This is a genomic window from Streptomyces sp. NPDC096136 (assembly GCF_044763325.1).
GTDB lineage: Bacteria > Actinomycetota > Actinomycetes > Streptomycetales > Streptomycetaceae > Streptomyces.
The window spans coordinates 434,392-456,944 of sequence record NZ_JBIWFZ010000002.1 but is presented as its reverse complement, the minus strand read 5'-3'; the positions used below and the strand labels follow the sequence as shown (position 1 = coordinate 456,944).

General features: G+C 74.2%; 25 protein-coding genes. 13 read left to right on the top strand and 12 right to left on the bottom strand.

What is annotated here, in order from left to right; genetic code table 11:
- Window positions 1-69 precede the first annotated feature (69 nt).
- On the top strand, window positions 70-1,407 hold the full coding sequence (locus ACIRBY_RS05165; RefSeq protein ID WP_403896317.1) for a M1 family metallopeptidase: 1,338 nt from the start codon (window positions 70-72) through the stop codon (window positions 1,405-1,407).
- Window positions 1,408-1,489: 82 nt separating this feature from the next.
- Window positions 1,490-2,374 carry an Imm49 family immunity protein gene (locus ACIRBY_RS05160; RefSeq protein WP_403896315.1) on the top strand — a complete coding sequence of 295 codons (885 nt, stop codon included), beginning with the start codon at window positions 1,490-1,492 and terminating at the stop codon, window positions 2,372-2,374.
- Window positions 2,375-2,387: 13 nt separating this feature from the next.
- Here ACIRBY_RS05160 and ACIRBY_RS05155 read toward each other — a convergent pair whose 3' ends face one another.
- The 3 genes from ACIRBY_RS05155 to ACIRBY_RS05145 form a co-directional block, all read right to left on the bottom strand.
- Window positions 2,388-2,987, bottom strand: coding sequence for a TetR family transcriptional regulator (locus ACIRBY_RS05155; protein ID WP_403896312.1), 600 nt, complete (start codon window positions 2,985-2,987; stop codon window positions 2,388-2,390).
- Window positions 2,984-4,459, bottom strand: coding sequence for an MFS transporter (locus ACIRBY_RS05150; RefSeq protein WP_403896309.1), 1,476 nt, complete (start codon window positions 4,457-4,459; stop codon window positions 2,984-2,986). The genes ACIRBY_RS05155 and ACIRBY_RS05150 overlap by 4 nt, the downstream gene beginning before the upstream one ends.
- Window positions 4,460-4,586: 127 nt before the next feature.
- Complete coding sequence (locus ACIRBY_RS05145) at window positions 4,587-5,105, bottom strand: cupin domain-containing protein (protein WP_403896307.1); 519 nt, start codon at window positions 5,103-5,105, stop codon at window positions 4,587-4,589.
- Window positions 5,106-5,373: 268 nt separating this feature from the next.
- Here ACIRBY_RS05145 and ACIRBY_RS05140 point away from each other — a divergent pair, with 268 nt between their 5' ends.
- Entirely contained in the window at window positions 5,374-6,972 is a 1,599-nt protein-coding gene (locus ACIRBY_RS05140; RefSeq protein ID WP_403896304.1) for a hypothetical protein, read from the top strand.
- 114 nt (window positions 6,973-7,086) lie between these two features.
- Here the strand turns inward: ACIRBY_RS05140 and ACIRBY_RS05135 are convergent, their stop codons facing one another.
- On the bottom strand, window positions 7,087-7,305 hold the full coding sequence (locus ACIRBY_RS05135) for a hypothetical protein (RefSeq protein ID WP_403896302.1): 219 nt from the start codon (window positions 7,303-7,305) through the stop codon (window positions 7,087-7,089).
- Window positions 7,306-7,666: 361 nt separating this feature from the next.
- On the opposite strand from ACIRBY_RS05135, the gene ACIRBY_RS05130 reads away from it, so the two are divergent.
- The 5 genes from ACIRBY_RS05130 to ACIRBY_RS05110 all read left to right on the top strand — a co-directional run bounded on the left by ACIRBY_RS05130 (window position 7,667) and on the right by ACIRBY_RS05110 (window position 12,742).
- Entirely contained in the window at window positions 7,667-8,854 is a 1,188-nt protein-coding gene (locus ACIRBY_RS05130; protein ID WP_403896904.1) for an FAD-dependent oxidoreductase, read from the top strand.
- A gap of 139 nt (window positions 8,855-8,993) precedes the next feature.
- The gene (locus tag ACIRBY_RS05125; protein WP_403896299.1) at window positions 8,994-11,384 is read left to right on the top strand and encodes a nitrate- and nitrite sensing domain-containing protein; all 2,391 of its coding nucleotides are present in this window, start codon (window positions 8,994-8,996) and stop codon (window positions 11,382-11,384) included.
- Window positions 11,381-11,782 carry a roadblock/LC7 domain-containing protein gene (locus ACIRBY_RS05120; RefSeq protein WP_042818750.1) on the top strand — a complete coding sequence of 134 codons (402 nt, stop codon included), beginning with the start codon at window positions 11,381-11,383 and terminating at the stop codon, window positions 11,780-11,782. Before ACIRBY_RS05125 ends, ACIRBY_RS05120 begins: the two co-directional genes overlap by 4 nt.
- Window positions 11,782-12,153 carry a DUF742 domain-containing protein gene (locus ACIRBY_RS05115; RefSeq protein WP_403896296.1) on the top strand — a complete coding sequence of 124 codons (372 nt, stop codon included), beginning with the start codon at window positions 11,782-11,784 and terminating at the stop codon, window positions 12,151-12,153. The genes ACIRBY_RS05120 and ACIRBY_RS05115 overlap by 1 nt, the downstream gene beginning before the upstream one ends.
- Window positions 12,140-12,742, top strand: a complete 603-nt coding sequence (locus tag ACIRBY_RS05110) for a GTP-binding protein (RefSeq protein WP_403896293.1) — start codon at window positions 12,140-12,142, stop codon at window positions 12,740-12,742. Before ACIRBY_RS05115 ends, ACIRBY_RS05110 begins: the two co-directional genes overlap by 14 nt.
- Window positions 12,743-12,764: 22 nt before the next feature.
- On the opposite strand, the gene ACIRBY_RS05105 is transcribed toward ACIRBY_RS05110, so the two are convergent.
- Window positions 12,765-13,085, bottom strand: a complete 321-nt coding sequence (locus ACIRBY_RS05105) for a hypothetical protein (RefSeq protein ID WP_366449486.1) — start codon at window positions 13,083-13,085, stop codon at window positions 12,765-12,767.
- A 122-nt stretch (window positions 13,086-13,207) separates the two neighbouring features.
- Window positions 13,208-14,143, bottom strand: a complete 936-nt coding sequence (locus tag ACIRBY_RS05100) for a VanW family protein (protein WP_403896290.1) — start codon at window positions 14,141-14,143, stop codon at window positions 13,208-13,210.
- Window positions 14,144-14,328: 185 nt separating this feature from the next.
- Between ACIRBY_RS05100 and ACIRBY_RS05095 the strand changes: the two genes are divergently transcribed.
- Window positions 14,329-14,964, top strand: a complete 636-nt coding sequence (locus ACIRBY_RS05095; protein WP_403896288.1) for a hypothetical protein — start codon at window positions 14,329-14,331, stop codon at window positions 14,962-14,964.
- Between the two features lie 19 nt (window positions 14,965-14,983).
- Here ACIRBY_RS05095 and ACIRBY_RS05090 read toward each other — a convergent pair whose 3' ends face one another.
- Window positions 14,984-15,634 (bottom strand): HAD family hydrolase, encoded by a 651-nt coding sequence (locus tag ACIRBY_RS05090; protein ID WP_403896285.1) that lies wholly within the window; start codon window positions 15,632-15,634, stop codon window positions 14,984-14,986.
- Window positions 15,635-15,763: 129 nt separating this feature from the next.
- Here ACIRBY_RS05090 and ACIRBY_RS05085 point away from each other — a divergent pair, with 129 nt between their 5' ends.
- Window positions 15,764-16,552 (top strand): VOC family protein, encoded by a 789-nt coding sequence (locus ACIRBY_RS05085; RefSeq protein ID WP_403896283.1) that lies wholly within the window; start codon window positions 15,764-15,766, stop codon window positions 16,550-16,552.
- A 31-nt stretch (window positions 16,553-16,583) separates the two neighbouring features.
- On the opposite strand, the gene ACIRBY_RS05080 is transcribed toward ACIRBY_RS05085, so the two are convergent.
- Window positions 16,584-16,799, bottom strand: a complete 216-nt coding sequence (locus ACIRBY_RS05080; protein WP_366449490.1) for a hypothetical protein — start codon at window positions 16,797-16,799, stop codon at window positions 16,584-16,586.
- A 65-nt stretch (window positions 16,800-16,864) separates the two neighbouring features.
- On the bottom strand, window positions 16,865-17,476 hold the full coding sequence (locus ACIRBY_RS05075) for a TetR/AcrR family transcriptional regulator (RefSeq protein ID WP_403896279.1): 612 nt from the start codon (window positions 17,474-17,476) through the stop codon (window positions 16,865-16,867).
- 86 nt (window positions 17,477-17,562) lie between these two features.
- Between ACIRBY_RS05075 and ACIRBY_RS05070 the strand changes: the two genes are divergently transcribed.
- Together ACIRBY_RS05070 and ACIRBY_RS05065 are read left to right on the top strand one after the other, a co-directional pair.
- Complete coding sequence (locus ACIRBY_RS05070; protein WP_403896277.1) at window positions 17,563-18,018, top strand: nuclear transport factor 2 family protein; 456 nt, start codon at window positions 17,563-17,565, stop codon at window positions 18,016-18,018.
- Entirely contained in the window at window positions 18,015-18,908 is an 894-nt protein-coding gene (locus ACIRBY_RS05065; RefSeq protein WP_403896274.1) for an ergot alkaloid biosynthesis protein, read from the top strand. Before ACIRBY_RS05070 ends, ACIRBY_RS05065 begins: the two co-directional genes overlap by 4 nt.
- Here ACIRBY_RS05065 and ACIRBY_RS05060 read toward each other — a convergent pair.
- Window positions 18,896-19,669 carry a hypothetical protein gene (locus ACIRBY_RS05060; protein WP_403896271.1) on the bottom strand — a complete coding sequence of 258 codons (774 nt, stop codon included), beginning with the start codon at window positions 19,667-19,669 and terminating at the stop codon, window positions 18,896-18,898. The two genes, ACIRBY_RS05065 and ACIRBY_RS05060, sit on opposite strands and share 13 nt — an antisense overlap.
- A gap of 205 nt (window positions 19,670-19,874) precedes the next feature.
- On the opposite strand from ACIRBY_RS05060, the gene ACIRBY_RS05055 reads away from it, so the two are divergent.
- A complete protein-coding gene (locus ACIRBY_RS05055; protein WP_403896268.1) occupies window positions 19,875-20,321 on the top strand; it encodes a VOC family protein in 447 nt (148 codons plus the stop codon).
- On the opposite strand, the gene ACIRBY_RS05050 is transcribed toward ACIRBY_RS05055, so the two are convergent.
- Both ACIRBY_RS05050 and ACIRBY_RS05045 read right to left on the bottom strand, forming a co-directional pair.
- Window positions 20,228-21,376, bottom strand: coding sequence for a Fic family protein (locus ACIRBY_RS05050; RefSeq protein ID WP_403896265.1), 1,149 nt, complete (start codon window positions 21,374-21,376; stop codon window positions 20,228-20,230). The genes ACIRBY_RS05055 and ACIRBY_RS05050 overlap by 94 nt on opposite strands.
- Complete coding sequence (locus tag ACIRBY_RS05045) at window positions 21,376-22,236, bottom strand: DUF6426 family protein (RefSeq protein WP_403896262.1); 861 nt, start codon at window positions 22,234-22,236, stop codon at window positions 21,376-21,378. The genes ACIRBY_RS05050 and ACIRBY_RS05045 overlap by 1 nt, the downstream gene beginning before the upstream one ends.
- Window positions 22,237-22,553 lie beyond the last annotated feature (317 nt).

Genomic DNA, 22,553 nt, shown 5'->3' with positions numbered 1-22,553 from the left:
CCCCGGCACGGCGGGCGGGCCGGCCCGCCGGCACCCCGTACGAGCACGGCGCAGGGAGCGGAAACGGCAGTGAGCGGTCAGCGGACAGCGGCACCGGACCCGTACTTCCCGGAGAACGGCGATGCGCGCTACCGGGCGCACCGGTACGAGCTCGCCCTGGAGTACCGGCCCGGTCCCAACCGGCTCACCGGCCGGGCCCGGATCAGCGCGATCGCCGGACCGGAGGCACTGCCCGAGTTCCTCCTCAACCTGGCCGGGTTCAAGGTGGGCCGGGTCCTGGTCGACGGCCGGGCCCCGCACCACACCCACCGTGCGGGCCGGCTCCGCATCCGGCCGGCCAAACCGCTGCCGCCCGGCGCCGCGTTCACCGTGGAGGTGCACTGGGCGGGCAACCCCAGGCCGGTGCCCAGCCCCTGGGGAGGCCTCGGCTGGGAGGAGCTGACCGACGGCGCGCTGGTCGCCAGCCAGCCCGTCGGCGCCCCCTCCTGGTACCCGTGCAACGACCGGCCCGCCGACAAGGCCTCCTACCACATCTCGCTCAACACGCCCTCCGCCTACACCGTGGCGGCCGGCGGCCGGCTCCTGACGCGGACCACCAGGGCCAGCACCACCACCTGGGTGTACGAGCAGTCCGCGCCCACCTCCAGCTACCTGGTCGGCCTGTCCGTCGGCCTGTACCGGACGGTGCCGATGGAGGGCGCGGGCCCCGGCGGCGTCCCCCAGAACGCCCACGTGCCCGCGCACCTGCTGTCGCGGTTCGCCCACGACTTCGCCCGCCAGCCCGCCATGATGCGCCTGTTCGAGGAGCTGTTCGGGCCCTACCCCTTCGGCGAGTACACGGTCGTCGTCGCCGACGAGGAGCTGGACGTCCCGGTGGAGGCCCAGGGCCTGTCCGCCTTCGGCGCCAACCACGTGGACGGCGCCCGCGGCTCGGAGCGGCTGATCGCCCACGAACTCGCCCACCAGTGGTTCGGCAACAGCGTGACCATCGCCGACTGGCGGCACATCTGGCTGAACGAGGGCTTCGCCAAGTACGCCGAATGGCTCTGGTCGGAACGCTCCGGCGGCCGCACGGCCCAGGCGCTGGCGGCCGCCGCGCACCGGCTGCTCGCCTCCCGGCCGCAGGACCTGAGGCTGTCCGACCCGGGCCGCAAGCTGATGTTCGACGACCGCCTCTACCAGCGCGGGGGACTCACCCTCCACGCGCTGCGCTGCGCCCTGGGCGACGAGGCCTTCTTCCGGATGCTGCGCGACTGGGCCGCGCTGAACCGCCACGGCGTGGTGACCACGGCCGCCTTCACCGCCCACGCGGCCCGCTACGCGAGCGGGCCGACGGACGGTCTGTGCGCGGCCTGGCTGGACGAACCGTCCCTGCCCCCGCTGCCCCGGCCCCCGCACGGCCCCTGACTGCCCGTCGGCCGCCCTGCCCCGGTCCGGTGTCGGAGCCTGGGCCTAGGGTGGGGCCAGTTCAGTGATCAAGGAGTGGGCTGTGCGGATAGAGCGTCATCAGGTGGGCGAAGCGGCGGTTTCGGCGGCCCTCGACGATTTCGAGGACCGGATCGGCGGGGAGATCCGCACGATGTCGAGGGCGGGGCGGATGGCCACGTACGAGTGGCAGCTGCTCGCGGAGGAGCTCCTCGACCACCTCGGCGCCCTGTCCGTCGGGACGCCCGCCCTCGACACACCGGAGGCGGAGGCCGTCCTGAAGGACGCCGCCGCGGCGGCGGCCGGCGCGGTATCGTACGCCGCCTACAACACGTACGACTCCTTCCACGTCTTCCTGGAGCACGTGAACTTCGGGATGAGCTACCGGCCCGGCGGCGAGCGCGACGAGCTGGACGGGGTCACCCCCTCGGAGTGGATCGACGCGTTCTGTCTGGCGATCCTCGCGGACGAGGTCGCCCAGCACGGGGAGGCCTTCCACTTCGCCCGCGAGGAGTGGGACGGGAACGCCCGGGGCAACCCGGTCACGGAGCTCGTCAGGGGGTTCATGGCGCAGGTCATCGGGGACACGGGCGACGAGGACCAGGACCATCCGCCGACCGCCGAAGCGAAGCTCGCCGCCCTCGACGCCGGGCTGGAGCGGATGCGCGGCTGGGCCGAGGAGAGCGGCGGCGCCCCCGAACGTGCCGACGCCGTGGGGCTGCGGGCCCTGCGCGCCCTGGCCGCCGGCGAGCGCGAGGCCTTCGACTCCGGGCTGGCGGCGCTGCTGGCGCCCCACAGCGCCCTGACCGGCCCCCGCGTCCGGCCGCGCAGCCTCCTCCCGCTCCTGCCGCTGGCCCTGGCCGCGCTCGCGTACCGCACCCACGGCTGGCTGCCGGCCGTCGACACCGACTACCTGCCGCACGCCCTGGTCACGGGCTTCGGGGCGTAGGGCGGCCGGGGGGTCAGGCGCCGTCGACGAGGCGCTGGAGGCCGGGGGCGTACAGGTCGGCCAGGCGGTCGGCGCCCGTGTGCGCGCCCGCGCCGTCCGGGCGGTGCAGGCTCAGGGTGGCGCCGAGGCCGAGCAGCTGGCCGGCGATGAGCTCGGCCCGCAGCGCGGCGTCCGGCCCCTCCAGGGTGGCGGCCAGCCGGTCGGTGACCTGCTCGCGGAACCGCGCCCGCAGCAGGGTGCGTTCGTCCTCGATGCCCAGGGAGAACACCACCCGCAGCAGCGGGTCCCCGCCGAAGCGGTCCCGCAGTTCGACCATCGTCAGGACCAGGTGCCGCCCGAGCCGCGCCGGCGGGGCCGCGAACAGCGCGTCGGCCGCCGCACCGAAATCGGCGACCGTGTTGAACAGGGCCTCCTTGCTGCCGAACCGCTTCACGATCAGCGAGGGGCTCACCCCGGCGGCGGCGGCGATCCCGCGCATGGTGACCTCGGCGTACGGGCGCAGGGTGAACGCCCGGCGTGCGGCCCGCACGATGGCGTCCCGTCCGCTCCCCGCGCCCGCCTCGCCCTCGGCGGTGGCGGCCCGCGCGGTGGCGGATCCGTCGGTGGTGCTCATGCGCTCTCCCGGGCGGCTGTCACGGACGTCGACACCGTGACCGTAGCGCCCCCGGCGGTCCGGTCGCGAGGCCGGTCCGACGGCAGGAGGAGGGTGGCGGCGAGGGCGGCGAGCGCCGCCCCGGCCGCGATGAGGAAGATCAGCAGGTACGCGTGGAGGGTCGGGGCGGTGCGGCCTTCGGCGGTGAACGTCAGATGGGCCAGCACGGCGGCGACGACGGCGCTGCAGCAGGCCTGTCCGACGGAGCGCATCAGGGTGTTCAGACCGTTGGCCGCGGCCGTCTCGCCCACCGGCACGGCCCGCATGACGAGGGCGGGCAGGGCCGAGTAGGCGATGGCCGTGCCCGAGGAGACGACGGTGGCTCCGGCCACGATCAGCCAGAGGCTGTGGCTGGTGTAGAAGCGGACCACGTAGCCGACGGCCATGACGACGGCGGCGAGCGCGAGGGCTGTGCGGGGCCCGTACGCGGCGGAGATCCGCGCGGAGACGGGGGAGAGGGCGACCATCGCGAGGCCCCCGGGCAGCAGGCACAGGCCGCTCACCACGATGGAGGCGCCGAGCCCGTACCCCGTGCTGGTGGGCTCCTGCACCATCTGGCCCGTGACGAGGGAGTTCGCGTAGAAGGCGAAGCCGATGAGGAGGGCCGCGACGTTGGTCAGCAGCACCGCGGGTCGCGCCGAGACCCGCAGGTCGACCATGGGGGAGCGGGTGCGCAGCTCGTACCGGCCCCAGATCAGGCCCAGGGCGACGGACGCGCCGAGCAGGCCGAGCGTGCGCCCGGAGGTCCAGCCCCAGTCCGCTCCCTGCGTGATGGCGAGCAGCAGTCCGACGAGGAAGCCGGCCAGGCCGAGGGTTCCGGGGAGGTCGAAGCGGCCGGGGGAGCGCACGGGGGACTCCGGGACGATCCACAGCACCAGGAGCAGGTCGATCAGGCCGAGCGCGGCGGAGGCCCAGAACATGGTGTGCCAGTCGAAGTTCTCCATGACCACCGCGGCCACCGGCAGGCCGATCGCCGCCCCGATGCCGAGCGTCGAGCTCATGAGGGCGATCGAGGGCAGCACCCGGTCGGCGGGCAGCTCGTCGCGGATGATGCTGATGCCCAGCGGGATCACCGCGAGGGCGGCGCCCTGCAGGGCCCGGCCGGCGATCAGCACGCCGATGTCGGAGCTGACCGCGCACAGCACGGAGCCGAGGGTGAGGACGCCGAGCGAGGCCAGCAGGACGCGCCGCTTCCCGTACATGTCCCCGACGCGCCCGAGCACCGGGGTGAAGACCGCGCCGGTGAGGAGGGTGATGGTCACCAGCCAGCCGGCGGCCCCCGGGCTCGCGCCCGTCAGCGCGGGGACGTGCGGCAGCAGCGGGACCACGAGGGTCTGCATGACGGCCACGACCATGCCGCAGAAGGCGAGGACGGGTACGACGAACCGGGCGTGCGGGGAGGGCCGGCCGGTGGCGGGTATCGCGGAGGGCATGCGGCTCCAGACGGTGGAGAGCGGGACACCAAGGGGTGCACAGTTGTTCACCCTCAGGGTAAACGACTGTGCACCCCCGTGTCCGCCGCCCTTCCCGATCCCCGTCCCCGCCCCCCCCCGCGCGGCCTCACCCGGCGGGGGCGTCCGGGCCGTCGGGGCGGCGGCAGTACCGGCGCACCAGGTCCTCGTGGTCCGGGAACAGGGCCAGGAGCTCGTCGGGCCGGCCCAGGGTCATGTCGGCGAAGTCGAACCCGGGCGAGACGGCCTCGCTGATCAGGCCGTGGTCGCCGGCGGTGAGGTGGGAGGCCTTCCAGACGCCCCCGGGAACGGCCAGGGTGAGCACCTCGCCCCGCCCCGGGTCCTGGCCGAGGACGGCGGTCGCGTACCGGCCGTCCGGATGCAGCAGGTGGTAGGTGATCGGATCGCCGTGGTGGTGGAAATGCAGGATGTCGGACCGGTTGAGGTGCCAGTGCCCGACCGGCGACTCCCGGGTGAGCAGGTAGTGGATCGACGTCAGGGTGAAGCGGTCCCCCCGGTCGGTCGCGATCGGGGGGCGGTGGTCCGCCTGGAAGGTCCGCCTGAAGTACCCGCCTTCCACGTGCGGTTCCAGGCCGAGGGCGTCGATCCAGTCGTGTGCCGTGGGCACGGGGCCTCCTCGGATGGGGAATCGGTCGCTCGAGTATGTGCCGGGCAGGTGGGACCGAGCCGTGATTCCAGGGCGATTCGAGGATGATTCGACCCGTAATGCGGCGGCTATTTCCGGCATGACCGTATTCTCATTCCTGTGACCTGCTGACCGATTCTCCGCGCAGGGCACTCCGTGAAAACCCGCCGAATTCACGGGAAATCGGCGGACGATCCCCTTGTCGGAAACTCATGTGCGCGCGAGCCGGGCGGAACGGATGGGAATTCCAGTGGACCGAGAATCGAATACCCTGACCGCCCCGCGCCCGGACCGCCGCGCCGGGTGGCCGGCCGACGGCCCGGTCCCCTTCGCGGCGACGGCGGTCGAGGTGGCCGGCGACCCCGAGGACGGTCCGCGCCTCCTGCACCGCGCCGCCCTCCGCCTGTGCGAGGCCGCCGGGCCGGACGCCGTGCTCGCCCAGGCCGGCGGGGAACTCACCACCCGCCTCGAACCGGGCCTGCACGCGGCGATGTACGTCTCCACGGAGATGCGCCGCGACGGGGCCGGGTCGCCCCTGCTGCGCCTGAACCTGCGCCTCTCGGGACGAGGCGCCGCGCCCGGGTCGGCCTCACTGGAGCGCTGGGCCGAGATATGGCACCGCCAGGCACTCTCCGCGCACGAGGTGGTGCGCATCGCGGGGGAGCTGCCGCTGATGAGCGCCGCCGTCCGGCGCCTGCGCGGCGGAAAGCCCCTCGCGGGCTTCGCGGTCCTGGTCACCGGGCACTTCCTGACCGACCTCGTCCACCTCGTCGGCTGCCTCGCCGAACTGGGCGCTCCGCTCGACGCGATGACGGTCCTGCGCAAGGACTACGCGTACCAGTGGCGCCACCGCGTCCACGGCCACCTCGTCGAACAGGGGGTGCGCGTCGTCGACGCCGGGGACCCGGCGGCCGTGCGCGAGCACACCCGCCGGGCCCGCCGGATGGGGCTGCGCTGCCTGGCCCTGGACGACGGCGGCTACGTGGCCCCCGCCCTGCTGGACGCGGCCCCCGCCGGCGCACCCGCGCCGGACGGGGCGGGCCGGTGGGCGGGGGTGGTGGAGCAGACCATGTCCGGGATCTACAAGCTGGAGGGCCGCGAACAGGAGCTGCCGTTCCCGGTGTTCTCGGTCGCCCAGTCCCGCCTCAAGGGGCGCATCGAGTCGTACTGGATCGCCGAGAAGGCCGTCGCCACGGCCCTGGAACTGCTGCCCGCCCTGAAGATCGAGGGCCAGCCCGCGCTGGTCGTCGGCTACGGCAACGTGGGCGCCCACATCGCGGCCCTGCTGACCCAGCGCCGCATGCGGGTCGCCGTCCACGACGCCGACATCCTCCGGCTCATCGACGCCCACGAGAGCGGCTACGTCACCGACCGGGACCTCCCCACCCTGCTCGACCGGCACGAGCCGCTGCTCGTCCTCGGCGTCACCGGCCGCACCAGCATGTCCACCCGGGAGTTCCGCTCCCTGCGGCGCCCGGCCTACCTGGCCAGTGTCAGCAGCCGGGACATCGAGTTCGACCTGCCCGCCCTGGAGGCCCTGGCCGACGGGGACCCCGTGACGCGCCCCTCATCCCGCACCCACGTCCTGCCCGGCGGGGTCGACGTCACCGTGCTCGCCGGCGGACGGCCGGTCAACTTCCACGAGACGGACAGCATCAGCAACCTCCACTCGGACCTCGTCTACGCGGGGATGCTCACCGGCGCCTGCGCCGTCGCCACCCGGCCCGCCCCGCCCGGACTGGACCGGGCCTGGGCCGACGCCGTCCTGGAGGAGTCCGGCCTGCTCCAGGACTACTACGACCGCTACGGCCCGAGCGCCACCTCCCGCCCGGCGTCCCCCCGCCGCTGAAACCCGCCGCCGAACCCCGGCGCCGGGCCCGGGCTTCGGCGGGGCCCCTACGGACGCGCCGCTGTGCGGACCGCCGGCTCGGCGGTCCGCACAGCCTGGAGGGGATGCGGTCGGTCAGCCGCAGTCGCCGCCACCCCAGTCGTCGTCGTCCCAGCCGTTGTTGTAGTAGCCGTGGTCGTCGTCGTCCCAACCGCCGCCACCGTGGCTGTAGGTGACCGGGTGCGCGGGCGCTGCCGCGGCAGCCGTACCCGCCGCGCCGAGGGCGGCGCCGCCGGCCAGGAGGACTCCGATCGCGGAGGCCGCGAAGAGCCGCTTCACTCTCAGTGCTTGCATGGTTCAGAACCCTTCTCGTCACTGCGCCGTTCCCACGGCGCGAAGCGGTTTCTGCCTCCTTTCGCCAACAGCACGGAGTTTTTACCTTTACCCGATAAACGTGGAGGCGCATCCGCCGTCAACGTGGCTGTTCGAGCCACGGACCCATGGGGCGGGACCGCTCTTCACTGGGCCGTCTGCATCACCGCAGGCTGAATTCCTGCTTCCGCGGTGGCGGCCCTCCTCTGACCATGCTAGTCACCTACCAGTGAGTCGTCACCTCGGGCACCCGAATCCGTGCGCCTGACATCCGGAAAGGGGTGGTGGTGCCGTGGAACAGGAACGCACGACGTGCTGCGTGGTGGGCGGCGGACCGGCCGGCATGGTGCTGGGACTGCTGCTGGCCCGGGCCGGGGTGGAGGTGACGGTGCTGGAGAAACACGGGGACTTCCTGCGCGACTTCCGCGGCGACACCGTGCACCCCTCGACCCTCTCGCTCCTGGACGACATCGGCCTCGCGGAACGCTTCGCCCGGCTGCCGCAGCGCCGGGTGACCTCCGTCCAGCTGCCCATCGGACCGGACCGGTCCCTCGTCACCGTCGGGGACATCTCCGCGCTGCACGGCACGTACAACTACATCGCGATGGTGCCCCAGTGGGACCTCCTGGACCTCCTCGCCGACGAGGCGGGCAAGGAGCCCTCCTTCCGGCTGCGCATGGACACCGGGGCGACCTCCTTCCTCGTCGAGCGCGGCCGCGTCACCGGCGTCCGCTACCGCACCGCCGACGGCGCCACCGGCGAACTGCGCGCCACCCTCACCGTGGCGTGCGACGGGCGCGGCTCGCTGGCCAGGGCCCTGCCGGAACTCGGCCTGGAGGACTTCGCCTGCCCCATGGACGCCTGGTGGTTCCGCCTGCCGCGCTGCGAGGACGACCCCGGCGGGCTCGTCGGCGGCCTGGGCGACCGGTTCTTCACCGCCCTCATCGACCGGGGCGACTACTGGCAGTGCGCCGCGCTCATCCCCAAGGGCACGGACGCCGAGCGCCGCGCCGAGGGGCTGGAGCGCTTCATGACCCGCTTCACGGACGCCGTGCCCTGGCTGGCCGACCGCGCGGGCGCCGTCACCTCCTGGGACGAGGTCAAACTGCTCGACGTCCGCCTCGACCGGCTGCGCCGCTGGCACCGCCCCGGCCTGCTCTGCGTCGGTGACGCCGCCCACGCGATGTCGCCCGTCTTCGGCATCGGCATCAACCTGGCCGTCCAGGACGCGGTGGCCGCGGCCCGCCACCTGGTGCGCCCGCTGCGCGCGGGCGCGGTCGGGCTCCACGACGTGCGCCGCGTGCAACTGCGGCGCTGGCCGACGACGGTGGCCACCCAGGGGCTCCAGCGGCTGGCCCACGCCCAGGTCATCGAGCCCCTGCTGGCCGGCCGCACCGCCTTCGGCAACCCCCGCCGGGCGAAGCGGATGACGGAACTGGTCACGGACTCCCGCTGGCTGAACCGCGTTCCGGCCTATTTCATCGGCTACGGCGCCCTGCGCGAGCGACCCCCGCGGGAGTCCCTGCGCTGACCTCCGCGCAGCGGCGTGGAAGTAGGGTCTCCGTTTATTCGGACTGGCTGGATATGATCGGCATCCTCACCCCACAGGGCCGTGTCGGCAGTTCCCCCATGCCCTCGTCCAGGCCCGTCTCCGCCGCTCCCGAGGACCGATGTCTGCGATGGCACCCGAAGGCCCGCCCAGCCCGCCGCCCCTCCGGCGCCGCCGCACCGTGCGCCTGCGCACGATGCTGGTCTGCCTGGCCGTCGTCCCCACCGTGGCGATGGGGACCCAGGTCGCCGTCACCGCCCAGCGGTTGCTGGCCCAGTCGGAGCACCTGCGCGGCGACGTGGAGGACGGCGAGCGGATCGGCGTGCCCCTGGTCAAGCTGATGAACGAGCTCCAGGCCGAGCGGGCGATGACGGCGGCGCGGTGGGCGGGCTCACCCGTCACCGACGACGCCCTGCGCGAGAAGCGGGCCGGAACCGACCGGGCGGCGGCGGAGTTCCGCCGCATATCGGGCGGCGGCGAGGGGGCGCAGCAGGCCGACGAGGACGGACAGGACCACGGCGAGGGGCGCCTCGACGCCGTCGGCGGACGGCTCGACCTGCTGGCCTCGTACCGCAAGCGGGCGGACGCCCACAGCGGCAGCCCCGAGCAGGCGGTCGGCTACTACACCGGCGTCATCGACGACATCATCCGCGCCTACCAGGATGAATTCAGCCACTCCGAGGACGCCGAACTCGCCCAGGAGAGCAGGCCCGCCGTCGCCCTGTTCTCGGCCACCGAGATGGTCGCGCGCGAGGACACCGCCCTCGCGCTCGCCGGGCCCTCCCGCGAACTGGCGGCCACCGGCTTCTCCCAGTTCCTCGACGCCGTCGGCACCCACCGCTACCTCTACGACACCTGGATCGTGCCGTACCTGCCGCCCGCCGAGCTGGCGGAGTACGACAAGCTCACCGGCTCGGACGCCTGGCAGTCCAAGCTCCGCATCGAGAACGCGGTCATCGCCAACCACAAGGACACCGCGACCGGTGTGAAGCTGCCGGCTGACGTCGGCGACTGGTCCGCCGCGTACCGCACCTTCGCGCCCCGCCTGGCCCAGCTCAACACGGACCGTGCCCGCGGCGTGTTCGAGGACGCCGACGCGAAGGCCACCGAGCTGGAGGTCGAGGTCTCCTGGCTGATCGGCGCCAGCGGCGGCGCCCTGCTGCTGGTCACCGCCGTCGTCGTCCTCACCACGCGCTCGGTCCTGCGCCGCCTGAACCGCCTGCACACCCGCACGGTCGCCATCGCCGAGGAGACGCTGCCCGACGTGGTGGCCCGCCTCCAGCGCGGGGAGCCCGTCGACGAGGAGGCGCTGCCCGCGGTGCGCGGACGCCAGGACGAGGTCGGCCAGATCGCCGACGCCTTCGCCCGGGTGGTCGCCGCCTCCGTGGACGGGCACCGGCAGCTCGCCGCCGAGCGGCACGGCTTCGGCCTGTTCGCCTCGGGCATCGCCTCGCGCACCGGGAACCTCGTCAGCCGGCAGCTGAGCCTGACCGAGGACCTCCAGGACACCTTCGGCCACGACGAGGCGCTCCTGGCCCAGTTGATGCGCTCCGACCAGCTGACGGTGGGCATGCGGCGCCAGATCGAGAACCTGCTCATCCTCGCCGGCGGCGAGATCCCCGACCCGCACACCGAGCCCATGCGCGTCGCCGACCTGCTGCGCGAGGCCGCCGCGGAGGTCGAGGACTTCCGGCGCATCGAACGCCAGGCCCTGGACGAGGCGAGCGTCCAGCCGCACGCGATCAGCCAGATCAGCCACCTGCTGGCCGAGCTGCTGGACAACGCGACCCGGTTCTCGCCGCCGCGCTCGAAGGTGGTCGTCCGCGCCGAACTCGTGGCCGACGGGCTGTCGGTCGAGATCGAGGACCGCGGGCCGCGCGTGACGCCCGCCGGGTACGAGGCCATGAACGAGCGCCTGCACTCGGCGCCGCCGTACTCCGTCCTCGCCGAGAACGCGCACCGCCTCGGCCTCTTCGTCGTGGGCCACCTCGCCGAACAGCTCCAGGCCCGCGTCACGCTGCGGCGCTCCGTGTACGGCGGGACGGCGGCCGTGGTGGTCCTGCCGGGCACGCTGCTGGCACCGGCCGCGCAGCACCCGGAACCCGGGCCCCGGCCCGACCGCGAGCCGAGGCCGGCCGCCGTGCCCGCTCCGGTACGGATCCCCGTACGGGAGCCCGCGGTACGGGAGCCCGCAGTACGGGAGCCCGCGGTCGGGGAGCCGGCGCCCGAGGCCCCGCCGGCCCCGGCCCCCGGGGCGGCCGCCCCCGCCCCCGTACCGCCGCGGCCCGAGCGGGCGCTGCCCACCCGCTCCACGGCCGCCGCCGACGCGCGGCCGGCCCTGCCCGAGCGCGTCCCGCAGACCCACCTCACCCGGCAACTGCGCGGCCCCCGCGCCCCGGAGCCGGAGGCCGGCCGGGACGCGGCGACACCCGAAGAGGTGGCCGACGCCTGGGCGGACTACGAAGAGGGGACCAAGAAAGTGGAAGCAGAGCTCGGAGCGGACCAGTCATGACAACAGCCAGCGACATGATCTACGGCATCCTGGACAACAACCTCAGCAGGATCGCCGGAATCCAGGGAGCCGTGCTCCTGTCCAACGACGGGATCAAGCTCAGCGCGTACCTGCTGGAGCGGGACCAGGCCGAGCGCATCGCGGCCGCCTCCTCCGGCATCGCCGCCACCATGAAGGCGATCTCCCGGGAGATCGACGGCGGCCGCGTCATCCGCCAGCTCGTGGAGATGGACGACCGCTACCTGTGCGTCGTCGGGTGCGGGGAGGGCAGCACGCTCATCGTGGTGACCAACCGCAAGGCCCGGCTCGGAGAGCTGGGGGGCGAGGCCGTACGGACCGCCCAGGCGCTCGGCGAGTGGCTGGGGACCCCCGAGCGCACTTCCGCGCCGACCGCGTAATGCCCGACGAGCCGCAGCGCCGCAGCACGCGCCGGACCCGGCTGTACGCGCTCACCGACGGCCGCACGGCCGCCGCTCCGCAGACCGTCCTCACGATGGACACGACCATCGTGGCGGCGGTCCCCGGGGACGTCGACCAGGCCGGGCTGGCCACCGAATGGCAGGCCGTCCTGGCCATGTGCGTGCCGCCGGGCGGCATGGCGGTCGCCGAGATCGCCGCCCGCATGCACATGCGCCTCACGCCGATGACGCTCCTCCTGGGCGAACTCGCCGACCGCGGTCTGATCGACCACCGGCCGCCCCTGGAGGGCGCCGAGACCACCAATGTCCACCTGCTCATGAAAATCAGGGACAACCTTGCCCGGATATGACACCTCCGCCGCCTCCGCCTCCCGGGAAGCGGCCCCGGTCAAGATCCTCATCGCCGGCGGATTCGGAGTGGGCAAGACGACCCTGGTCGAGTCGGTCTCGGAGATCGAGCCGCTGCGCACGGAGGAGCGCCTGACGAGTGCGGGCGTCGGCGTCGACGACCTCGACGGCATCGAGTCCAAGACCCTGACCACCGTCGCGATGGACTTCGGCCGGATCACCCTCGCCGACGCCGGCGTCGTCCTCTACCTGTTCGGCACGCCCGGCCAGGAGCGGTTCTGGTTCATGTGGGACGACCTGCTGAGCGGGGCCCTGGGGGCGCTCGTCCTCGTCGACACCCGGCGCCTGGACCGGGGGTTCCCGGCGATCGACTTCTTCGAGAGCCGCGGACTGCCGTTCGTGGTCGGCGCGAACTGCTTCCACGGCGAGCAGTCCTACACGGCCGAGGAGATCGCCGCCGCCCTGCACCTGCGGGATCCGGCCACCCCGGTGCTCCTGCTGGACGCCCGTTCGCGCGACGACGCGCGCGACTGCCTGCTGGCCCTGCTCGACGTGGTCATCGCCCGCGCCGGAGCCCTCTCGGCGTCCTGAGCGGCCGCGGCGGCGCGGCGCCCTACCGGGGCGCGGGGCGCTGGGGTGCCAGGGTCCCGCTGTCCTCCAGCAGGACCCGTAGGGCGTACTCGGCGGTCCGGTGCCGCAGGAACACCTGCGCACGGGTGCCGGCGGCCAGGTTCCGGGCCGCGGCCGCCCCCACCCGGGTGGCGTCGTCCCGGGTCTCGCGCCAGCCGTGCGCGGTGCGCCGGACGGTGCCGTCCCACGCGGTGTGGCGGGCCATCCAGAACCACCCGGTCCCGGCGCGGCAGCACCCCCACACCACCGAGTCGAGGCCGGCGTCCTCCCCGCCCTGCCCGTGCGCCTGTGTCTCCCGCGTCACGTGCGTCCCCCCGGTTTCGGTCCTGGTTCGGACCGCAGGCTAGGTCAGGGCGGCGGGCGCCAGGGAGTCCGGGATTCGGCCAACCTGGAGGGCGTTCGCGCCGCCGTCTCCGGGGAGCGGGGTCAGCCGGCGCTGGGAGACGGGGCGGGGGAGGCGGGGACCGCCGTGGGGGACGGGCTCGCCGGGGACGGGCTCTGCGTGGGCTCCACGGTGCAGACGACCTCGTCGCGCGGGGTGTAGTGGGTGCGGAACGTCTGCCGCCCGACCTCCAGGCCCTGGCGGACGAACACCCGGTCCACCGCCACGTCGAACCCCTCGAGCGGGGTCTGCGCCTCGCAGTCCGGGCCGGAGGCCCGGCGCGCGCCCGGCGGGGTGACGTCGGTGCGCGGGCCCTCGGTGGCGCGCACCTCGTCGTACTTCTTCGTCCCGAGCAGGGTGATCGTCACCGAGGTGTCGGTGGACTCGGCCCGGATGGTGAGGGGGTGGCCGGAGTCGTTCCTCCAGCGGAGGTCGAGGGTGCCCCAGGCGACCGTGGCCTCGCGGCCCGCGGGGTAGCGCTCGATGTAGAAGGAGTGCGCCCCGTGCTCCACGAGGTCGACGCCCGCGAAGAACGCGGCGTTGTACATGGCGGTGGCCACGCTGGAGACGCCGCCGCCGGGCGCCTTCACGTACCGGCCGTCGTTGATCATGATGCCGTCGACGAAGCCGTTCTCCCGGGTGCGCTCGCCCACGGTCCCGTTGAAGCTCCACGTCCGGCCCGGGCGGACCACCGATCCGTTGATCAGCTCGACGGCGCGCCCGATGTTCGCGGTCCGGTACGGGGCGGCGGGGAAGTGGACGGTGAACGAGGACACCTCCTGCAGGCCCGCCACCGCTCCGGCGGCTCCGGCAGCGCCGGCCGCCCGCCCGGCCGCCGCGCCGGCGGGCGCGGGCGCCTCGGCGCCGGAGGCGCGACCGGCCGGGATCAGCAGGGTGAGGCAGAGGCCGAGTGCGGCGGCTCCCGCCATCGCGGGCAGGCCGAACCGGCCGTGGTCCGTCAGGCGGTGTGCGCTGCGCATGTCTCTCCCGGTGGCGGTGGCTTGGTACGAACGCAGACAAGGATCCAGCGATTTTGGTCAAAAGGGACAAAAATGTGCCCGTTCTCACGCCGGGAGGTCCTGGAAGCGGAACCCGGGCGCGGCAGGGGCTCCGGGCCCGGGGGCCGGTTCCCGGGAGCGCCGCCGGGGACGCTAGCGTGATCGTCATGTACGCGATCAAGGGCGTGAACGCCACGCCGGGCGGGCGGATCACCGTCCACTTCCACGACCACGGCTACGCCGTCAAGCCGGACCAGCGCGAGGAATCCCTCGCCGAGACCTTCCTCGGCGAGGGGGCCGGATGCGTCACCCTCCTGGTGATGCTCGCCTCGCTCGGCGCCTTCACCCTGCTCCGCAAGTCCGGGGCGCCGGAGGCCGCCGTCGACGCCGCCATGTGGGTGTTCCTCGTGGCGCTCTGCTACGGCGCCCTGATCGCGCTGCTGAACTGGGCCGGCGGCGTGATCGCGGGCATCGCGATCTTCCTGTTCGCCGTGGTGACCTTCCCGGCCCTGCTGATCCCCGGCTACCGGCGGGCCCTGCGGCGCCGCCGGGGCGGCCGCCGCGCCCCGGAGAGCGAGCCGGGCTGGGTCCCCGCCGCGGCCCTCGCCGGAGTGTGGCACCAGCCCGACCAGCGCGGCGCCGGCGTGGTGACGGTCCAGCTCACCGACGGATCCGTCACCGCCTACGTCCCCGCGCCCGAGCGGGCGCACGACCTGTACGCCCGCTTCGACGCCCTGCTCCGCAGCGCCCGACCGGCCCCCTGGCACCCCGGGCAGCCGGCGCAGCACCAGTCCTGGCGCTGACGTCCGGCCCGCGCTCCGCCTAGAGCGCCGCGATGAGCGCGGGCAGCGCGCGCATGTCGTGGAAGACGGTGGTGCCGGGGCCTTCCAGGCGGGCCGCCGGGGTCAGCCCGCCGGCGTAGCCGAGGGAGCGCATGCCGGCGGCCCGGGCGGCGCGGACGCCGGGCCCGCTGTCCTCGACCACGACGCAGGCCGCCGGGTCCACGCCCATCCGCCGGGCCGCGTGCAGGAACAGGTCGGGGGCCGGCTTGCCGCGGGCCACCTCGGTGGCGCTGTAGATGCGGCCGGCGAAGCGTGCGTAGAGCCCGGTGCGGCCGAGGGTGTGGCGCATCTTGTCGTGCGAGCCGCTGGAGGCGACGCAGGTCGGCAGGGTGAGGGCGTCGAGGGCCTCGGGCAGGCCGTCGACCGGGGCGAGTCCGGCGTCCACGGCCTCGCGGTGCAGCTCCTCGAACCTCTCCGACCAGATCGCGGCCGTCTCCTGGCCGAGCCGGTCCGCGACCTGCTCCCGGATGGCGGCGTGCGACCGCCCGATGAACCGGTCGACGACCTCCTCCTCGGTCAGCGGCCACCCCCATGCGGCTCCGAGGGCGACCTGCACGCGTGCGGCGATGCGCTCGCTGTCGACCAGTACGCCGTCGCAGTCGAATATGACGAGTTCGATGGGCTTGATCATCTCCGCAGGATAGGGGCACGTCCGGCGCACCCCCGCGGAAGGCGCCCGCGGCGGCGTCCGGGATGGGAGGCTGGCGGTACGGTCCCGGGCCGCCGGCCCGCGGCACACCCCACGCGACAGGAGCACCCCATGCTGACCTCCACGCAGGTGCCGGGCGGCCTGAACTGGCTCGACCTGGGCACGCCCGACGTCGACGCGGCCGTCGCCTTCTACCGGCGCGTGTTCGGCTGGGAGTTCGTCTCGGCGGGTCCGGAGGCCGGGGGCTACGGCTTCCTGCGGAAGGAGGGCCGCACCGTGGCCGCCGTCGGCCCCCTGACCGAGGAGGGTGCGGGCTCCGCGTGGACGGTGTACTTCCGCACCGTGGACGCCGACGCCACGGCCGAGGCGGTGGAGCAGGCCGGCGGCAGCGTCCGCTTCCCGCCGACGGAGGTCTTCACGGCCGGACGGATGGCCGGCTTCACCGACCCGGCGGGCGCCGAGTTCGCCGTGTGGGAACCGCGGGACACCGACGGCCTGGAACGCGTCAACGAGCCGGGCAGCGTCAGCTGGATCGAGCTCTACACCACCGACGGCCCCGCCGCGAAGGAGTTCTACGGCAGCGTCCTGTCCTGGGAGACCCGCGACATGCCCATGGGCGGGGGCGTCGTCTACACCATCGCCGGTCCCGCGGGCGGGGGAGAGCGGACCGTGCACGGCGGCATCCTGCAACTGGGCCCGGAGCACCTGGACGCCGGATCGACCCCCGAATGGCACCCGTACTTCGAGGTCCAGGACTGCGACGCCGCGCTCGCGCGGGCCGCGGAGGCCGGAGCCACCGTCATCATCCCGGCCATGGACGCCCCGGGGGTGGGGCGCATCGCGATGGTGCTCGACCCGTTCGGGGCGCCGTTCGCGGTCATCACCAGCGCCACGGACTGACCCCGGCGGCGGGCTCGCGGGCGGGGGCGGTTCAGCCGGCGGGCAGGCGCATGCCGAGCCGGGTGCCCAGGGCGCGGGCGGTGGTGCGCACCTCCTCGCCGGTCCGCCCCTCGGCGACGGCGCCGAGGACCGCCAGGGCGAGCACGGCCTCGCGGTAGGTGAGAACCGGCAGCCGCTCGGGCCCGGCGTCGGCGTCCGCGTCGAGTTCCTCGGCCACGATGTCGGTGTACAGATCGTCAAGTGTCACGCAGTACCCAACGCGCCGCCCGTCCGGCAGTTACTCCGCCCGGGCGCCCCCGGCCGCCGCGGCCCTCACTCCGGGGGCGCGTCGGCCGGCCGCGCCGTGACGACCCGGTCCGCGTAGCGCGCCAGCCGGGCCCGCAGGTCCTCGCGCGCCAGGCCCTCCGGTCCGGCCAGCCGCTCCACGAGATCGGCCCGGGTGGCGGCGAGCAGGGCGTGGGCGGTGAACCCGGGGTCGGTGAGCCCGGGGATCCGCTCCAGCACCGATCGCAGCAGGCCGTGCCAGTCCTCGTAGTGCCCGGCCTGGTAGGGCGTCGTCCCGCCCCCGCTCGCCTCCAGCGCGAGCGCGAGGCGGCGGTTGTCGAGCTTGAAGCACAGGAGCGCGTCGAGGAGGGCGGGGACGCGCTCCTGCGGCGGGGTGTCGGGCCCGAGCGGCGCAGGCCCGGTTTCCACGGCCTGCCGGACGGGTTCGAGCCGGGCCTCGTAGAGCGCGCGCAGCAGCCCCGCGCGGTCGCCGAAGGCGCGGAAGACCGTGCCCTTCCCGACCCCGGCGGCGGCCGCGACGTCGGCCATGGTGAGGTCCTCGGGGCTCTGGGCGCGGGCGAAGAGGGCGTCGGCGGCCTCCAGGACGGCCCGCTGGTTGCGGGCGGCGTCCTTGCGGGTCTTGCGCTCGGGTTCGGGCACGCGGTTCCTCCAATTGAAAAACGGACCCCGGGTCCGTATCGTTGAATCGGACCCACGGTCCGCATTCTATGAGACGGAGGATACCCATGCCCGAACCCGGTCTTCCCCCCGCACCCGCTCCCACCTCCCCGGCGCAGCTGTACCGCCACGGCCTGCGGCTCCTGCTGGCCGGGGACGTTCCCGGCTGGGTGGCCCTGTGGGCCGAGGACGGGGTGATGGAGTTCCCGTTCGCACCCCCGGGACGGCCGCGGCGGCTGGAAGGGCGCGAGGCGATCGCCGACTACATGCGCCCCTACCCCGACCACATCGACCTGCACGACTTCCCCGAGGCCGACCTGCGGATCCACGAGACCGCCGACCCGCGGACCCTCGTGGTGGAGATGCGCGCCACCGGCCGGCTGGTGGAGAGCGGACGGCCCTACGACATGACGTACATCGCCGTGGTCACCGTCGACGACGGCCGCATCACCGCCTACCGCGACTACTGGAACCCCCTCGCCCTCCTCGAACCCGGCACCGAACCCGCCAGGAGCAGCCGATGACCGCCCCGCACGCCACCCCCTCGCCGGCGACCGGCACCACCCTCGTCATCGGCGCCACCGGCACCACCGGCAGCCGCGTCGCCGCCCGGCTGGCCGCCGCCGGGCACGCGGTCAAGGCGGCCGGCCGCAGCGGCGCCGCCGTCGCCGGGGCCGAGCCGGTCCGCTTCGACTGGTACGACCCGGGCACCCACGACACCGCCCTCGACGGCGTCGAGCGCCTCTACGTCATCCCGCCCGTGGGCGATCCCGACCCCGCGGCCCCGGTCCTTCCGTTCCTGCGCCGGGCCCGGGCGCGCGGCGCGCGCCGCGCGGTGCTGCTGAGCGCCTCCTCCATCCCGGAGGGCGGCCCGGCGGCGGGCCGGGTGCACGCCGCCCTGCCGGGCCTCTTCGACGAGTGGGCGGTGCTGCGGCCGTCCTGGTTCATGCAGAACTTCACCGGAGACCACCTGCACGCCCGCGGCATCCGGGCCGACGGCGTCCTCGTCACCGCCGCCGGCAGCGGCCGGGTGGGCTTCGTCGACGCCGACGACATCGCGGCCGTGGCGGTCCACGCCCTCACCGACCCGCACGCTCCCGACACCGACCTCGTCCTCACCGGCCCCCGGGCCCTGAGCCACGACGACATCGCCGCCGTCCTCACCGAGGTCACCAGCCGGCCCGTGGTCCACCGCCCCCTGCCCCACGCGCAGATGCGCGAGCGGCTCGCCCGGCTGATGCCGCCCGCGTTCGCCGCGATGCTGGCCGACATGGACCGGGCCATCTCCGAGGGGGCCGAGGACCGCGTGACCGACACCGTCGAGCGCCTCACCGGCCGGCCCGCCCGCACCTTCCGCGAGCACGCCGAACGGGCGCTCCTCGCGCAGCCCGGGGGTTCCGATCAGCCCGGGTAGGTGATCGAGCCCAGCGGCGGGCAGGCCAGGAGCACGGCGCCGGCACCGGGACGTTCGACGAAGGCCCGCGCCTCGGCCTCCTGCTGGCGCCGGGTGTCCCGGTCGTCGGCGTGCCAGGCGTCGGACCTGGCGCGGGTGAGGTCCCAGGTGCCGTCGATGAGATCGAGGCTGGTGTTGCCGGCGCTGCGCCCGAATTCCGCCTTCAACGCCGCCTGCTGGAGGGCGGTCTGGAGCGCGGCCAGCTCGACGCGGGTGATCAGCAGGCCGGGGGTGTGCGGGGCACGCGTCGGCAGGGGGGCCTGCGGGAGCGATGACACCCCGGTGTCGAGGCGGCCGATGTTGTCGACGGTCGCCTCCCGGGCCTCGCCCACCGTGATCTGCATCTCCCGGTGCAGCCAGAGGAGCTCGTCGAAGTCGCCCTGGGTGATGCGCATCCGCCCGTACGTGAAACGGAAGCGGGGATCCTGGTGCAGCGGGCGTATGGACGGGATGTGGAGGGCGACGCAGTCGTTGTAGCCGGCCGTCACCGCGGCGTCGAGGTGGTAGAGGGCCCGGTTCACGTCGCCCTGCGCGAAGGCCAGGTCGCCGAGGTTCGCGTGGCCCGCGGCGGCGAGCCACGCGCCGTCGGGGCCGAGCGGCGCGGCCCGCGCGACCACGTCGTGGAGCCCCGCGGTGAGGTCGCCCCGCTGCGGGGCGCCGCCCACGCAGGTCACCAGCAGATCGTGAAGACGGGCGGTCAGCGAGTTGACGGTGTCGACCATGGATCTCCTCGGACACGACGAGCACGAACGGAAAGGGCGTTCAGGCTAAGCCAGGACACCGCACGGGTGCGCGGCGGTCGGCCCGGGCGGTACCTGCGGCGGACCTACAATGACGGGGGCCGGGAACGCGGCCCGGATCGACGACGGGGGACGGAATGACGCTGCTGCGCACTCGCGCGGCCGGGGCCGCCACGGTGGGGCCGGCGTGACGCGGCCGGTGCACGGTGCCCTGCACCACGTCGAGATCTGGGTGCCCGCACTGGAGCGGGCCGTCGCCTCCTTCGGGTGGCTGCTGGAATCCCTGGGCTACACGCCCTTCCAGAGCTGGAACGACGGCCGGAGCTGGCGCCTCGGAACCACCTACCTGGTCTTCGAGCAGTCGCCCGCCCTCACGGCGGAGCGGCACGACCGCTGCCGGCCCGGGCTGAACCACCTGGCCTTCCACGTCGAGGGCCGCGACGCCGTGGACGCGCTGGCCCGCCGGGCGCCGGAGCACGGCTGGGCCCTGATGTTCCCCGACCGCCACCCGCACGCCGGAGGGGAAGGGACCTACGCCGCCTACCTGGAGAACGCGGACGGCTTCGAGGTCGAACTCGTCGCCGTCGACGCACCCGTACCGGCACCGGCGACCGGGACCCCTTCGGGCCGGTAGGGGGTGTCGAGCAGTTCGAGGAGCTGCGGGTGGACAAGTGCCCCCGGGAGGCGGGGGTGGTCGGTGAGGATGCCTGCCGCGCGCAGGCGTTCCAACGCCGGCTGCGGCTCGTGCGCGATGCGGTCGCGCAGCCAGGCGGCCGAGACCGCCGGTGCGGCGCGGAGCCGGCCGAGGACCGCCACGGCGGCGGGATCGTCGGCGACCTGCGCGAGGGCGGCGCCGAGCAGTCGGCCGTGGGCGGCGAGGGTGCCGGTCCGGTGCCGGGCGGTGTCGGTCACCGCGCGGGCGAACAGCGCTCCCCAGTGCATGAGGTCGCCGTCGGCCGCGGCGACCAGGGCCGTGTCGTGCTCGGCCCGGTGCTCTTCGACCCAGGCGTCCAGGTCGAGCAGCAGGCCGGGCAGCAGACCCGCCGCCACCAGGTCGCACTGGCCGAGCAGGCGGGCCGTGCGGCCGTTGGCGTCCGGGAACGGATGGATCGTCAGCAGTGCCGCCATGGACAGCGCGGCGGTGTCCAGCGGGGGCGCGGTGGTGCGGGTGCCCCAGTGGTGCCAGTCCTCGATCCGCTCCCGCAGCTGCGCGCCCGCTGCGGTCGCGATCGAGAAGACCTGCCCGTCGGGCCAGGTGACGGTCATGGGTGCGCGGCGGAACCCGCCCGGGGCGGTGATGTTGGGGTCTCCCGCGATCAGCAGCCCGTGCAGCTCGGCGAGCGCGTCCGGGGCGAAGCACGGGCGTCGGCCGGGGTGTTCGAGCAGTTCGGCGCGGACGGAGTGGACGGCCAGCAGGCCGGCCGAGCTGCGGTTCTCGGCAGCGGCGGCCAACTGCTCCGTCAATTGCGCCGGTTCGATTCCGGCGACGCGGCGCAGGTGGAGCTTGGGCCGCCAGCGGGGGCGGTGGAAGAGGTCGGGGTCGTCCAGGTGCGCGTGGGCGGCGATGGCCAGTTCGGCGAGCGCGTCGAGTGCCTCGCGGCGTGCGGCGAGCGGGACGGCCAGGGCGCCGAGCGGCGGTGCGACGGGGAGCACCCGTCGCACCGCCACCGTGGTGGAGCGGCCGGTCATCAGCAGTTGACGGCCGTCCAGCCGCCGGTCGGCTGGCTGACGTTCGCGGTCTCGGTGGTGCTGATGCCGAGGAGGTTCGTCGTCGTGATCTCGTAGACGAAGTTCTGGTACTCGACGTCCAGCGTCCAGCCGTTACCCGGAGGGATCGTGGCCTCGGCGCCGAGCTGCGTGGTGACTTCGGTGTTGAGGTCGTGGGTGAACTGGCGCGAGAGCACGCCCTTCGCCGCGGCCGACAGAGAATCGCTGGTCTTGTACATCACCTTGTAGGTGTAATTCTGGAGCAGCTTGACCGGCACGTTGCTGTGGTTCGCGTGGCAGGGCTGCTTGACGGTCGTCTTCTTGCCCGCGGAAACGGCAACGGCGCGCTCGATGTCACCGCCGCTGAAGATGCCCCCGCTGCTGCCCGCGTTCCATGTGATGGGCGCGATTCCCGGGTTGAGGGGAGTGGCGGGAAACTCGGCGGCGCCGGGGTCCACGCCCGAGATGACGACCTGCTGCATGCCCGGGTCGGGCTGCGGGTTGGGGTCGGGCTGCGGGTTGGGGTCCGGCTGCGGGTTGGGGTCCTGCACGGTGCCGGTGTCGCCGCCGCCCGTGTCGCCGCCGCCCGTGTTGCCGCCGCCGGTGTCGCCGCCACCGCCGGTGTCGCCGCCACCGCCGGTGTCGCCGCCACCGTCCCAGCCGCCGCCGGTGTCGCCGCCGCCGTCCCAGCCGCCGCCGCCGTCGTCACCCCAGGTGTTGCCGCATTCGGACAGCTGGTCGCAGGCGGAAGCGGCGGCCTCCTGCGGGGAGACCAGTGCGGGTACGGCGGTGAGCACGGTAGCGCCGAGTGCTGTGGCGACCACGAATTTCCTGAGGTTCATTGCCTTCATTCCGATGGGAGGGATGTTCGATGAGGGCCGAGGTCGCAGGTGGCTCCTCGGCGGGGGCGCAACGGTCGAGTGCCTGAGGAACACGCGTCCCTCATCCGCGGCTCGCCCACGTCATCGTGGACGTCTCCACTCTCCGGTGCCGGCGGCTGCGCCGACAATGCAAAGATTGACATCTAGTCATTGCCGCAGACGCAAACGTGCAGTTCAGGAGATGGCCGTCAAGGGATCTCATCCTGCTGCGCGTCCCGGACGTCCTGCTCCCTCAAGGGCCCCGGCCCGGCGGGGCCCACAGGCGCCGGTCCCGCCCG